This is a genomic window from Bacteroidia bacterium (assembly GCA_041391665.1).
In the GTDB taxonomy this organism is placed as follows: domain Bacteria; phylum Bacteroidota; class Bacteroidia; order J057; family J057; genus JAGQVA01.
Genome location: JAWKNO010000001.1, coordinates 13482 through 27351 on the forward strand (window position 1 = coordinate 13482; position 13870 = coordinate 27351).

The following is a 13870-nucleotide window of genomic DNA, read 5'->3' on the forward strand; positions in this document are numbered from 1 at the left end:
GATTATTCCTGGCCCGGGCAAGAAGGAGGGCAGGGTCTTGGAAAATCGGCATAATCGTCAAGTATGTATGGCTCTGCATGGCTGGTGACGAGAACTGCGCCATCCTTTCCCTTGATTTGCAGATATACATCCAGATATTTAATCGGAGAGTCCATATCCCTCCGATGTTGGACTGATTGAGGATCCTTGTTGATTGCAAACATCAGATAAATGGAAGAGTCTCCTTTGGCTCTGGCCGAATCAACCATTGCCCCCATCTCATCGAGGCTAAACCGATACCCTCGTAAGGTAAACATCTCCGTAGCAATAGAATCATCAGGACTGGTTGTTGTTCTCAAGCGGGATATCTCCTCATCGTATGAAGAGATCTGGTCAATGATATCCTTGCATGGCCCTGAAGAGGCAGAACCGGGAGGACAAGACTGGATATTTCCCCCGTCAGATTTGGAAACCGGAAGCTGCCCGGGCTGCTGGGCACAGTTTGTAACAAGAAAGACTGTGATTAAAAATGTGGCCAAGAGGCCAAATCGGCGTATATTTTTCATAGTACAACTTTTTGAAAGGTTAAACAATCCGAACCTTCCAACAAGATAGTATCTATGTAAAAAGGAAACAATCGAACTATACAAAAACAGGTAAAAACACCTGTATAAACAGGCATTTTTACTTATTACCGCCTAATTATTTACCACTGCAATAATGACCGTAATCCACAATGCCTGAACAGCCATGCCCAAACCAAAACCCTTGGCGGTATTGCGGAGTTTGATCTTATGCGCTTCCCGTATAAATCCATCGCGGTAGTCCAGACTCGAATGAAATTTATCGGGGTTGGGAACTATCGATGGGTTTATATCGGGGGGTATGGCAGCGATAATGCCGCCGGTAATCACACCTGTAAATATACCGCCCAGCGGATAAAAAGCCGTAGCGCCAAAAGTTCCCCACAAAGGGCCTGGCTTGTGGTAATACATTTCGGCATCTGCTACCCCCTGATAATACATATCTGCCGGTGAAGCGGATTGCATATCACCGTCAGAAACCGGCGGCAAATACACTTCTCCGTTTTCTATCTGAAAGTATTGCTTCATTCCCCCCTCATACTCAATCACCAGAATCTCGCGCTTAGCCAAACTTTGCGTTTCGCTATCCGGGTTGTCAAACTCTCTGAACAATACCTTCTGCTTCTGTATTTCCAGTACCCGGGCTGAAATTTCCTCGTTTGTGGTTTTCACAATCAAATCCTGCGCAGATACGGTCGAAGCATAACAGACAAACAGCAGAAAAATGGTTTGGATTTTCATAAACATTAATGATCAATGGCGTCGTTGAGATACTGGTTTAGCGGATACATTGTTTCAAAAATATCCAGCAGGGCCTCTGTAAAATTTTCACTCATCACCAGGCTATCTTCGAGCTGTTTTCCCACAAAGAAGTCTTTTCTGCGGATCAGATCAATATCGGGATGTTGTTTATCATATCCCGCCGGAGCAGATTTCAGCTCTTCGCCCTGCAAACTGCCAAATGTTTCCACAAACTTCTTATCAGACGTTATTTCCCGCAACTCCGCTGCCGAAATTTCAATATATGCACGGATTTTTTTCAACTCCGGTGCCGGTGGCTGATAACAACCGCCGCCCACAAAACAAGCACCCGGCTCCAGATGAATATAATAACCCGCGTAATAGGACTGCTTACCGCCTTTAGTCATAAAGGCGCCCATATTGGTTTTGTAAGGGCTTTTGTTTTTGGAAAAACGAATGTCACGGTTGATCCGAAACAGACATTTTTTGGCTTCAAGGCCTTCCACACTGTGATCAAACTCAACAATTCCTTCCAGCACCTGATCAACCTGTGTGATGAGATTTTCACGGGCATGTTGATAGCGGTCGCGGTTGGCATCAAACCATTCTTTATGGTTATTTTCTTTGAGTTCGGAGAGAAACGCTAAGGTGGATGGATCAATCATAGGTATAAATTTAAAGTAAAAATCACTGTTGCAGGGGAGAACCCCCATCGGCTGCTGCGTTCCATCGGTCCATGTTCATTTCCTGCAATAAAAATAACGATAAAAACAAAGGAGTAATAAATAAATAGAAAAAAGGAACCTGAATGAAGGCATAAAATATGCCCAGATATATTTTTAAAGTGAAAAGAAAATAATACCGGGGCGGAATCCTCACTACGGGTAATAGATAAATAACGCCAATCAGAATGGCGGTCCCTAGCGAAACAGATAAATGTATTTTCTGAATAAGACGGATTTTACCTGCAATTTCACCCTTTGCATACAAAAACATATAACTCGCAATCCCCACCTGATCGCGCATGACGTGAGGGACTATTTTCCCACTTTCACGGTCTGCCTCACTCAAATACCAGGACGCCTTCGCGGCACTCATATACGCTTCCTCTCCCTTTTGAATTGCCTGCCAATCGTGAGATAAAAAGGGGATTACAAAAAATATCAATAACCCACCGCCAATGATCACAGCAAGCGAAACCGCATATTTTTTATTTTCCTTTATAAATACCCCCAATAGATAAAACGGCAACCAGAAAACAATAGAAAGTCGGGAAAGTAAGACAACAACTATACTCAACCCCGACAAAATGACCTTTCCTTCTGCGAGAAAAACAAACAACATCAGGTAATAACCCAAATCCAGCAATTCTACCGTATAGGCAATATTCCAGGGCATATGGAGGTGGTAGTATAATAAAATCAGGTAGGGGGCAACTGCCAGTAAAATCAGCAAACCCAGGGGATGATTTCGCCGGATAAGATTCCTTTGATAACACGCAAGCCCGAGGGAAACCACTCCCAGCGGCAGCCAACGATAGTCAATACCCAGAATTTCGGGGATGACAAAAGGGAGCCATTTGAAAGGAAAATAATTGGGATAATGCGCGTAGGGAAACTCCGTAATTTCTGCGTACACAGGCTCACCATTCAGAAATCGCCTGACACATACCTGAATGGTGGGGATAATATCCGACTTGTCAATATCAATCGGATAGGTTTGCAGAATATGATGATACAGCGGAATCAGAGTCGCTATTCCCGCAACAAATATTCCCCAGACAATCCATCGCTTATTTCCGGGTGAAAATACATTTACAGAAGGCCGCTCGTCTCTGTGAAAATGATTTTTCCAGAGCGGATAAAACGAAATCAGAAAAGCCAGAATCACCAGCGCAATGGGCCCAAAATACAAACCCAGTTCCCGCCGCCAGAAAGTCAACAATGCGGTTTCCACAGCAACCAGCCCCACCATCACATACAGATAATGTCTGGCAAAAAACGCTGAGGGACCTTTTTGATACATTTTGCGTTTCATGTAGGAATGAGTTCAGAATCACATAATCCGAAAGATTGCGTATATTTAGGTATGAAAAAAATACTTCTGATTTTACTGCCATTTACCTTCTGGTTTTCCACGATTTACAGCCAGGGGACCGAAAGATACAACTTTAAAATCGGCAAACTCAAATACGAGGGCGGCGGCGACTGGTATTCCAATCCGACCTCTTTGCCCAATCTGATTGAGTATATCAACCAAAATACCAATACCAAAATTTTCCCGATGGAAGAGGTAGTGGAGCCTGGCGGTTCGCAGATTTTTCAATATCCTTATGTATATCTCACCGGCCATGGAAATGTTTCCTTTTCCGACGCGGAAGTCAAAAACCTACGGGCGTATTTGATTTCCGGTGGATTTCTGCATATCGATGACAACTACGGGATTGACAAATACATCCGCAAAGAGATGAAAAAAGTTTTCCCGGAGCTTGAATTTGTCGATTTGCCTTATAACCACGAAATCTACCGGACACATTTTGTATTTCCCAAAGGCCTTCCCAAAATCCACGAACACGACAATAAACCCCCACAGGGTATGGCACTGATCTATGAGGGACGAATTGTTTGTTATTATACCTACGAAACCGATCTTGGAGACGGTTGGGAAGATCAGAGTGTACACAACGACCCGGAGCCATTGCGCCAGCAGGCATTACAGATGGGCACCAATGTTGTGCTTTACGCAGTGGATCACTGAGTCAGTTTGTCTAATACCGTTGCCATTTGCCTTGTCGCTTCGCGCCGGGTAAATCGTTCCACCGGACCTTCGGGGTTGCGGAGTTCGCCTTTTTTATATCGCCGGTAATACTGGAATATCACCCGTTTCATTTTTTCGAGATCGTCAAATCCGCATACTTCGCCGGAATTGGTCTCGCGTATTACCCGCGCAAAATCTGCATCCTCGGGCCCGATCGCAAGAACCGGCCTTCTTGAGCCGATGTATTCGTAGGTTTTTCCCGGAATATGTCCCATGACATTGGGGACATTATTGACCAGCAGCAATAATAACTGTGTATTCCGTGTATATTTTAGCACCTCATTGTGAGGCAGATAATCGATTTTTTCGACGTTGTCCATCAGATCATTTTGCGCGAGCTGGGCAAAGGTGATGGCATCGGTTTTTCCGATAAAACGAAGTACGAGGTCATTTTTTACAGAAGGGACTTCTTTACAGATTTCTCCGAAAGCCTGCCATAAAGCTGCGTTATTTCGGTCGCGGTTGAGGTAGCCGATATGTGAACAGACAAATTTTTCTTCCAGTGCAGGCAGCGGAGAAACCGAAAGATCTTCGTGGTCAAAGCCATTGGTAATGACATTCACTGACTTTGCGCCGATCACTTCAAACTCTTTTGCCCATACCCAGCTTACGGTTACCAGTTGGTCGGCAGTTGTCACTACCGATTTTTCCATTTTGTGGTGTTGCCGATCTGCCCAACGGGTGAGCATAAGCTGGTCGTAAAAATCAATATTTGTCCACGGATCGCGGAAATCAGCCACCCAGGGAATCCCTGTATTTTCTTTCACGCCTTTCGCAATCAGATGAACGGTATGTGGCGGGCCGCTGGAAAGGATGACATCTACAGGATGGGTTTTCAGGTATTCCGTCAGCCGTTTGACCGAAGGTTTGATCCAGAAACGGCGGGCATCGGGAATAAAAAAATTACCTCTGATCCAGACAGACAATTTTTGTGTGAATGAGGGTTTTTTATCCTCTGAGAGAAACCCTGAGTACACTCTTTCTTTTTTTCCCTGGCCGGTGAAGGTTTTATAAAGTTCGTAAGGTTCCCATACCGGTTCGCGCAGTACTTCCTGTCCTTGCGGAACGTCGGCGAGCAGTGATTCATCGATGATCGGGTAAGCGGGATTCTCCGGCGCAAATACTACCGGTTCCCATCCGAAATCGCGAAAATATTTTACAAGTTTCAATACACGCTGTACGCCTGCTCCGCCGCTGGGCGGCCAGTAGTATGTGATTAGCAGAACTTTTTTCATTCACCTTTTGTGTGAGACAAAAGTAGGAATTATTCCCACACACAATTACAGATGACGCGGCGGTTTTCCAGTGTTGCATCATCCTGCCCGCGCGAGCGCCCGGAGTACGCCCAAACCCAGGCTTCAAAATCCTCCTTTATGAATCGGTTTCCGTCTATTCCGTAAAGTCTTTGCAGAGCTTCGGAAATAATTTCCACGCGGGTCTGGTTGATAAACTTGCGGTTTTTGTCAAACCGCGAGGTCGCACCGTCAGCCCGAAGGCTGAGTTTCATCCCGGGATTAGACCTGAGTACATAAGCCAGGTACCGGAGATCCGTTTTGGATTCATCCAGAATGGCCGTCGTGTTAGATTCGAAGTAAATAAACGGGAGATAGCAGGACTTTTTTGCTGAAAGCGTATCCACATGATACACATCAAACATCATCTGACCATGGGCAGACAGAGAAAAAGCCAGAAAAAACAACACAAACAGGGGATAACGATTCATGAGCTTTCCAGAATAAATAATCTCAGCCAACACTGAGGTTGGTAATACTGGTGTAAGAAAAAGCGCTGATTTGTTCAGTAATATACGGTTTTTTCAGATTTTTAGTATCGATTCGCGTATTATCTGTCCAGCAATTCACGCAATTTTTCCACAATCCGGAAGGTAGCCGGGCAGATTTCGGCATTTTTTTCGGTAAGGCGCAGCACCTGGTGAAATTTTTTCTGGTTGGTGTGGGGATATTCGCGGCAGGCTTTAGGTCTTTCATCGTAAATGCTGCAATAATTGTCATACCCCAGAAAGGGGCAGGGCGCGACGTTGAGCACATAGTCATTGTCCTCATCGATATGCAGATATTCTTCGACAAACTGGGAGGGGTTCATCCGCATAGACCGGGCGATCCGGTCAATGTCGCGGTCAGTAAAAATGGGGCTGGTAGTTTTGCAGCAGTTGGCGCATTGGAGGCAGTCGGTTTCGGCAAAAACCTCATCGTGAATCGGATGGACAATCGAATCAAGGTTAGGCGGATTTTGCCGGCGGAGGCGGCGGAGAAAATCCTGCGTTTTTTTGCGTTTGTCTTTGGCCGTTTGCAGAATAGAATCAATTTCCGTTTCCTGATCGGGTTCTTTCATGAGGTTTTATGTTCACACTTCTGATTTTTCGTTGAAAATGTCCCGGCATCCCTTCGACACAAAAATGGGAGAGTCTCAGGCAGGCATAAATGTACTGAGTTTTTTTCTATTGGGAAACGTGATGAGGGTCGGCTTATTCAGGTGGTTGTAAGCAATCGAAGAAATGCCCTTGTTGAGGTCTTGTTTGAGGTTGCCGGGGTTGTCCCTTCGACGATCGCTCAGGGCAGGCTACAAGATAATCGGTGTTGGAGGTATTGCCGTCCACGAAGTGCTCCAAAAATATTCAACATCCTCCATATATTTCATTGAAACTTCTCAAATAGAAAAACTACAGTTTGTGCATTTTTCGGGCTTTTTGATACAAACCTGATATATCTGCCGAATGAGGATGCAATTGAGCCACCAAGCTGTGTTCTCTAAAAATTTGAATTTGGTTAGCTACTCCCGAATAGACGAGAGAGTCTCCCTTTTCAATCTGATAAGGATGCGCAATTATCTCAGCCAAGCTATCTTTTATCACACAAAAATAGACATCCTCGATTCCTCTGGGATCATATTCTTTGACAGAGGAATTTTTCAAAACAACTTCCACTAATGCATAACGTGATGTAATTAACCTTTTATCCATTACGATTCCCCCAAACTCCAGATTTAAGCTTGAATAGTAGGCATTTGCTTTTTCGTGTTTATTCCAAATTTTTATAATCTGGATGATTCCAAAAATCAAAAACATACCCAGAGAGATAAGGTAGTATTTTAAATGATTCATTGCCGTTGGCTGTTTAAGTTGATTTGAAGGGGTCTGAAATTCGAACTTTTAAGGGGAGATTGTCCAATGTAATCCTTGAAATAACCATGAGTATTGTCATACTGAGTAGGAGTGTCCACTCATATCCTGCTCGGATTCCATGTTTTACCACGGTATCTTACCATATATTTTCTCTACCTCCGCTCCTTCAGCAAAGCCTGAAAAGCAAACATCTCGTCGCGCAAGCGGGCTGCTTCCACAAAGTTCAGTTCCTTTGAAGCGGCTTCCATCTCTTTGCGGATATTGGATATTTTTTTCTTCAACTCTTCCTCCGAAAGGTATTCTGCCACGGCCTCCGCTGCCATATCCACTCTCGCTTCAAATTCTTCGTACGTTTTGGCTCTGCTGCCCAGCTTGTCCTGGAAAATATCTTTATTACTTCTTTTTATGGTCGTTGGGGTGATGCCGTGTTCTTCGTTGTAAGCGATCTGTTTGGCCCGGCGGTATTCGGTTTCATCCAGCAGACGCTGCATCGATTTGGTGATTTTATCTGCATAGAGGATCACCCTTCCTTCTGAGTGCCTTGCTGCGCGACCGGCAGTCTGAATCAGCGATTGGCCGGAACGCAAAAATCCCTCCTTGTCTGCATCCAGTATCGCTACAAGTGTAACTTCCGGAAGGTCCAGCCCTTCTCTCAGGAGATTGACTCCCACCAGTACATCAAATGTCCCTTCCCGCAATTGTCTTAATATCTCCACCCTGTCAAGCGCATCAACGTCGGAATGGATGTACCGCGATTTAATTCCCAAATCGGTGAGGTATTTGGTCAGTTCCTCGGCCATTCGTTTGGTGAGGGTCGTAACCAGTACACGGTTGCCTTTTTTGACGGTTTCGTCAACTTCATCCAGCAGGTCATCGACCTGATTGCTACATGGACGTATTTCACAAGGGGGATCGAGCAAACCGGTTGGTCTGACAATTTGCTCCACAACAACTCCATTACTGACTTCCAGTTCGTAGTCAGAGGGGGTTGCGCTCATATAGACCATTTGGTTGACGAGCGAATTAAATTCCTCAAATTTCTGCGGGCGGTTGTCAAGCGCAGAGGGCAGGCGGAATCCATGTTCCACAAGGGTAAATTTCCTTGAGCGGTCACCGTGATACATGCCTCTGATCTGGGGAATGGTAACGTGACTTTCGTCCAAAATGACCAGAAAGTCGTCGGGAAAATAGTCCAGCAGGCAATAAGGCCGGCTACCCGGTTCGCGCTGGGAGAGGTAGCGGGAATAGTTTTCGATCCCCGAACAATACCCCAGTTCGCGCATCATTTCGAGGTCGTACTCCGTGCGTTCCTTCAGCCGGTTGGCTTCCAGAAACATGCCCTGCGCTTCAAAATATTCGACCTGCTTCATCAGGTCTTTCTGAATTTCAAAAATAGACTCATTGACCGTCTCCCGACGGGTAACAAAAAGATTGGCAGGGTACATGGTGTAGTCCCGCAGGTCTTCGACCCGTTTTCCCGACTCGATTTCAAACCGCTGAATCTTTTCGATTTCATCCCCAAAAAAGATAAACCGCACGCCAAAATCATCATACGGCGGATATACATCGACAGTATCGCCTTTTACGCGAAACTTTCCCGCCTCAAGCACCGTCTGCGTACGGCTGTAAAAAAGGCGTACCAGTTTGTCGAGAAATGTATTCTGACTAATGACACGCCCCATCGCGCAATAGAAAATATTCGCCTCAAAATCTTCAGGCCGGCCAATACCATAAATGCAGGAAACCGAAGCCACCACAATGACATCCCGCCGGTCCATACACAGCGAAGTCGTAGCGCGCAGGCGAAGTTTTTCAATATCCTGATTGATGGAAAGATCTTTTTCGATATAAGTATTCGTAGCAGCCACATAAGCTTCCGGCTGATAATAATCGTAGTAAGAGATAAAATACTCAACCAGATTATTCGGAAAAAACTCTTTAAACTCACCGTAAAGCTGGGCGGCAAGCGTCTTGTTGTGGCTCATGATCAGGGTAGGGCGGTTAAGCTCCTTGATCACATTGGCGATAGTGAAGGTTTTCCCGGAACCCGTAACGCCAAGCAAGACCTGATGTTTTTCGCCACTTTCAATACCCTCCAGCAACTGCTTAATGGCAGCCGGCTGATCTCCCGCCGGAGTGTAGGGTGCAACCAGTTCGAATTTTTTATCTGACATACCCAAATTTACGAAATGAAATGACGAATCGTAAGTCTTATTAGCTAAAATTTTTAGCTACAAAAAGTTATTTCATTCCTTTACGTCAACTTCGAATAATTGGTCATCTCACAGCCAAATTTTTCCACAAAAAAATTGTCCATTTCATCTGCTTTCAGGGCCATGTGGGTGAGATTGTATTTGATCTCTTCGGCTCTTGAAGAAAAAATTTCGGTGATATGTACGCGGTAAGAAATGTAAATATGGTTTTCGTAAATCGCCAGTGAGTAGGGTTGAACCGGATCGCTCAGCAAATAGGTGTACAGTGCTTCGAGGTTATTGCCGGAGAGGCTGTTGAGCGGAGAAGTGGCGTAGAGGTAATTCTGGTTAAAAACGAATATCCGTATCAGCGAGCTTCCCTGGTGGAATACCCAAAAATCATATCCTGCGCGGGCGAGGATCGGATTCATATTCAGGCCACTGAGCGAACCCTCCACAAATTTTGCAAACTGTGTCAGTTCGGTTTCGTCAAATAATGTATCGTCGATATTGGCACCGCAGTTAGGGCAATATTCCGTCTTCTGGAAAATGAGTGTTTTGCAGGATTGGCATTTGACGGAGAATACCCGTTCGGGGTTTTGTTCGAGCGAAGTAAGTTCCTGCTGCAAGACTTCGAGCGGGATAGCAAAGCCCACATTGTCGGCATTGGCAAATTTGGCGGTAGTGACACCGACGATTGCGCCGTTGGCGTTGACGACAGGCCCGCCGCTGTTACCGGGGTTGACTGCCGCATCCGTCTGGATGTAGTGGCGGCCCTCCATGAGCTGGCGCACGTTGGAAACGATGCCTTCTGTAATGGTGTAAGGCAATCCAAAGGGGAAACCCAATACAAAAACTTTGCTCCCACTGGTGAGGTCTGTACCTGATACGATATCCAGTTCGGGAGAATCGAGCGCAACTTCCGGGACGAGGAAGGCGAGGTCAGCTTCGGGATTGACGAAAACCACATCGGCGAGGTAGCGGTTTTGCTGCTGGTCTTCAATAGCCACGGCTTTATTGCCCGCTACCACATGGTAATTGGTAACCATGATCCCTTTTTCCTTCAGGTAAAAGCCCGTTCCGCTTCCGGAGGAAGTATTGATTTTAAAAACAGCTTTGGCAAGCGTAGTGTGCAGGTCAGTCATGCAGAGATGATTTGCTGCCCTATTTACTAATTTCTTTTGCGAAACTCAAATTTGATAATACAGACGGAGGTCTGTCAGCGGGAATCGCCCTGCACAAAAACGGCGTGGCATTGTACTTCTGCGGGAGGTTGCGTTCGGTGGTATAATTGCAAAAATCCGTACCTTTCTCCATTATAAAAACAAAGACAGAATCGAATGGCGAAAGTAATATTAAAAAGCTGGCGGAATGGATCGCAAAAAATCGCACTGGTAAAACTACAGGTGGATATTTTGGGAAAATCGCTCAGAGAGGCTAAAACGAATGTGGATCTTCTTTTAAGTGATAACAAAGTTATCGTTGAAATCAACGATGTAGCATTGGCAAAGAAGTTTTTGGAAGAGGCCGAAAACCTTGGAGTTTACTGTAAACTGGAAGTGGAGTAATGGGCGGACGTTTCCCATCCCATTCCCAACCTACACCTTACGGCAACCACCCCAAAATCCCGCCACTTCCTCATCTTCTCCTGCCGCTTTCTCATTGGTATTGGAAAGGATGATAGCCGGAGGTTATATTTACAAGGTATATGAATTACAGGTGCTTTATACGGATTTACTTGCTCCTGCTTTGTCCTGTGACCTGCCTGCTGCCTCAACTGGTTGCACAGCATCCTACGCCGCTCGCTGACAGCCTTGCTTTGCGCCTTGACTCTGTTTCTGCTCCGGCAGAGCGGATGCAGTTGCTCAATGACATGGCTTGGGAGTATGTCGATTATGATGTTGTCATTGCCGGTTCGTATGCCTGGCAGGCATGGGCAATAGCAGTCGACCTCAACGATAAAAGTCAGCAGGGGCAAGCGATGAAAGCACTGGGCATGGCTGCACATAATGCAGACATCCTCGACGATTCGGAATGTTATTTTCTGGAGGCGATATCCCTCTTCAGGGAAGTAAAAGACACTACCGGATTGGTAGCAGTTTTCAACAACGCCGGCCTCATGTACAGGCGACAGGCCAAATGCGAACAGGCCAGTAAAATGTATCTGGAAGGCATGGCTATGGCACGAATTACCGGCGCAATACAAAAAGAGGGAATCCTGTGGTATAACTATTTCTCTACCCTGATTGCCTGCCATTCTTTCGAAAGCGCTTTTGAGACTGCAGACTCGCTCATGGCTTTTACTTTCAAACACAATAATATTTTCCTGCGGGCACACCTGCTTACCCAATTGGGTTATATGAACTACCGGGAAGAGAATGATTCGCTCGCATTAAAACAACTGCTTCAGGCCAAAGTGCTCGCAGACTCACTCGGCAATACAGAGCTGACTTCCAATGTGCTCAACAACCTGGGAAATGTATATGAGGGACTGAAAGATTATCAGAAGGCCTACGACTACTATATGGCAAGCTTTAATATGGATAAAGAAATGCCCGTAGCGCAAACCGTGGACAACAGCTATCACAATATCGGATTGGTACTATCTCAAATGGGGCGATACCACGAGGCCATTCCCTATATCGAACACGCGCTCAAACAGAATATCGCCAGAGGAAATGATGCTTTTCTTCAGGAAAGTTATTACAGCCTGGGCATTGCTTATGACAAAACAGGAAGGAGCAAAGAAGCCGTTCAGGCTTTTATCAAGTACATTGACATTCAGGATAGTATGTTTAGCGAGAATGTGCAACGCTCGCTACAGGAAGTCAAACAACAGTACGAAACAGAAAAAGTTGAAAGAGACCTTGCCGATACCCGACTCAAAATGGAACAACAGCAAAACCAAAACGCTCGTCTCATCGCGTGGCTGATTGCCGGGCTTGCTGTGGTACTGGGAATGGCAGGATTGATCATCATGAGCATAAGAAGGCGGCGACTGGAATTGGAAAAACGGAAAATCGAACTCGAATACCAGGTGCTCCGCGCTCAGATGAATCCTCATTTTATTTTTAATGCGCTCAACTCGATTCAGGCATATTTCTCCGAACGGGAATTTGCTCAGGGAAATGAATACCTCGGCGCTTTTGGCCAACTGATGCGCCGGGTACTCGAACATTCGCGGAAAAGTTCTATTTCACTGGCAGAAGAACTGGAAACCCTGCACCTCTACCTGCAGTTGGAACAGGCGAGGCTCAGGGATAAATTTCACTACACCATTGATCTGCTCGAAGATTTGGACGAATCGATGATTTATATACCACCATTAATTTTACAGCCTTTTGTCGAAAACGCCATCTGGCATGGGATTGCACCCAAATCCAGTCCCGGACTGATCCGGATCCGTTGTTCGATGCCCCACGACAGCGACGATTTGTTGCGCGTAGAGATCAGCGACGACGGAATCGGTCTTCAGTCCGCAGCCCGGCACAATCATGAAAAACATAATACTTCCAGAGGTATATCTATCATACGCGAGCGCCTGGGCAAAAAGGGCAGTATCCGTATTGAAGAAATTGTGGATGCCCACGATCTGGTGAAAGGAACCCGTGTTTTACTAGAAATTCCTCTTTCCGATGATTAGAAGTGTAATCATAGACGACGAATCACAGGCGCGGACTGTTCTGAGAAACCTGCTGTCAAGCGATTTCCCCCACATAGAAGTGGTCGGAGAAGGAGACGATATCGATACAGGAATGGAAGCTATCCGCATCTGGCAGCCTGACCTTGTATTTCTCGACATACAGCTCAAAAGCGGGACAGGTTTCGAGCTGCTTACCCGCCTGGGAGATGAAAATGTGGAAGTGATTTTTGTAACGGCCTATGACAATTATGCCCTGACGGCATTCCAGTTTGCGGCTTTTGGCTATCTGCTAAAACCCCTTCGGATCAGTGAATTGCAACGTGTATTGCAGCGATTTGAAGAACAACAAATACTCAAACAACAGGCGAGACAGGAACGCCTCAAAGTACTGATCGAAAGTTATGAAGACAACGGCCAGGTAAAAAAACTGATTGTACAGCATATGAATGGCTTCCAGGTGTTGCCGCTGCACGAAATTATTTACCTGAAAGGCGAAGACAATTACACCCGTTTTATTCTCGAAAAAGGCGAACAGACACTCGTAAGTAAAACCCTGAAAGACTATGAACAATTACTCACTGATTTTGGATTTTACCGGATACATCAGTCTTATGTTGTCAACCTTCGGCACATCCGCGAATATGCCAAAGGAGAAGGCGGGACTGTGACCATGCACAACCACGACGAACTGCCGGTTTCCCGGCGAAAGAAAGCGGGTTTCCTGAAAAAATTTCTCGGCTGACGGACTTTTCCCCAACACACACAACTTTCT

General features: G+C 45.8%; 14 protein-coding genes. 4 read left to right on the forward strand and 10 right to left on the reverse strand.

What is annotated here, in order from left to right:
- Positions 1-2: 2 nt before the first annotated feature.
- The 4 genes from R3D00_00070 to R3D00_00085 all read right to left on the reverse strand — a co-directional run bounded on the left by R3D00_00070 (position 3) and on the right by R3D00_00085 (position 3341).
- Positions 3-545 (reverse strand): hypothetical protein, encoded by a 543-nt coding sequence (locus R3D00_00070; GenBank protein ID MEZ4771539.1) that lies wholly within the window; start codon positions 543-545, stop codon positions 3-5.
- 132 nt (positions 546-677) lie between these two features.
- Positions 678-1304, reverse strand: coding sequence for a hypothetical protein (locus R3D00_00075; protein ID MEZ4771540.1), 627 nt, complete (start codon positions 1302-1304; stop codon positions 678-680).
- A gap of 5 nt (positions 1305-1309) precedes the next feature.
- Positions 1310-1969 carry a DUF2461 domain-containing protein gene (locus R3D00_00080; protein MEZ4771541.1) on the reverse strand — a complete coding sequence of 220 codons (660 nt, stop codon included), beginning with the start codon at positions 1967-1969 and terminating at the stop codon, positions 1310-1312.
- A gap of 22 nt (positions 1970-1991) precedes the next feature.
- Positions 1992-3341: a hypothetical protein gene (locus R3D00_00085; GenBank protein MEZ4771542.1), complete on the reverse strand. Its 1350-nt coding sequence runs from the start codon at positions 3339-3341 to the stop codon at positions 1992-1994.
- A gap of 51 nt (positions 3342-3392) precedes the next feature.
- On the opposite strand from R3D00_00085, the gene R3D00_00090 reads away from it, so the two are divergent.
- On the forward strand, positions 3393-4061 hold the full coding sequence (locus R3D00_00090; GenBank protein ID MEZ4771543.1) for a DUF4159 domain-containing protein: 669 nt from the start codon (positions 3393-3395) through the stop codon (positions 4059-4061).
- Here R3D00_00090 and R3D00_00095 read toward each other — a convergent pair.
- The 6 genes from R3D00_00095 to R3D00_00120 all read right to left on the reverse strand — a co-directional run bounded on the left by R3D00_00095 (position 4055) and on the right by R3D00_00120 (position 10600).
- Complete coding sequence (locus tag R3D00_00095; GenBank protein MEZ4771544.1) at positions 4055-5356, reverse strand: glycosyltransferase; 1302 nt, start codon at positions 5354-5356, stop codon at positions 4055-4057. The genes R3D00_00090 and R3D00_00095 overlap by 7 nt on opposite strands.
- A gap of 29 nt (positions 5357-5385) precedes the next feature.
- Complete coding sequence (locus R3D00_00100; GenBank protein ID MEZ4771545.1) at positions 5386-5844, reverse strand: hypothetical protein; 459 nt, start codon at positions 5842-5844, stop codon at positions 5386-5388.
- 119 nt (positions 5845-5963) lie between these two features.
- Positions 5964-6473: a YkgJ family cysteine cluster protein gene (locus tag R3D00_00105; protein ID MEZ4771546.1), complete on the reverse strand. Its 510-nt coding sequence runs from the start codon at positions 6471-6473 to the stop codon at positions 5964-5966.
- A 328-nt stretch (positions 6474-6801) separates the two neighbouring features.
- Entirely contained in the window at positions 6802-7242 is a 441-nt protein-coding gene (locus tag R3D00_00110; GenBank protein MEZ4771547.1) for a hypothetical protein, read from the reverse strand.
- Between the two features lie 173 nt (positions 7243-7415).
- Positions 7416-9437 carry an excinuclease ABC subunit UvrB gene (gene uvrB / locus R3D00_00115; GenBank protein ID MEZ4771548.1) on the reverse strand — a complete coding sequence of 674 codons (2022 nt, stop codon included), beginning with the start codon at positions 9435-9437 and terminating at the stop codon, positions 7416-7418.
- Positions 9438-9517: 80 nt separating this feature from the next.
- Positions 9518-10600, reverse strand: coding sequence for a trypsin-like peptidase domain-containing protein (locus tag R3D00_00120; protein MEZ4771549.1), 1083 nt, complete (start codon positions 10598-10600; stop codon positions 9518-9520).
- Between the two features lie 195 nt (positions 10601-10795).
- Here R3D00_00120 and R3D00_00125 point away from each other — a divergent pair, with 195 nt between their 5' ends.
- The 3 genes from R3D00_00125 to R3D00_00135 all read left to right on the forward strand — a co-directional run bounded on the left by R3D00_00125 (position 10796) and on the right by R3D00_00135 (position 13840).
- Positions 10796-11023, forward strand: a complete 228-nt coding sequence (locus tag R3D00_00125) for a hypothetical protein (GenBank protein MEZ4771550.1) — start codon at positions 10796-10798, stop codon at positions 11021-11023.
- 140 nt (positions 11024-11163) lie between these two features.
- Positions 11164-13098, forward strand: coding sequence for a tetratricopeptide repeat protein (locus tag R3D00_00130; protein ID MEZ4771551.1), 1935 nt, complete (start codon positions 11164-11166; stop codon positions 13096-13098).
- On the forward strand, positions 13091-13840 hold the full coding sequence (locus tag R3D00_00135) for a LytTR family DNA-binding domain-containing protein (protein ID MEZ4771552.1): 750 nt from the start codon (positions 13091-13093) through the stop codon (positions 13838-13840). Before R3D00_00130 ends, R3D00_00135 begins: the two co-directional genes overlap by 8 nt.
- Positions 13841-13870: the final 30 nt, after the last annotated feature.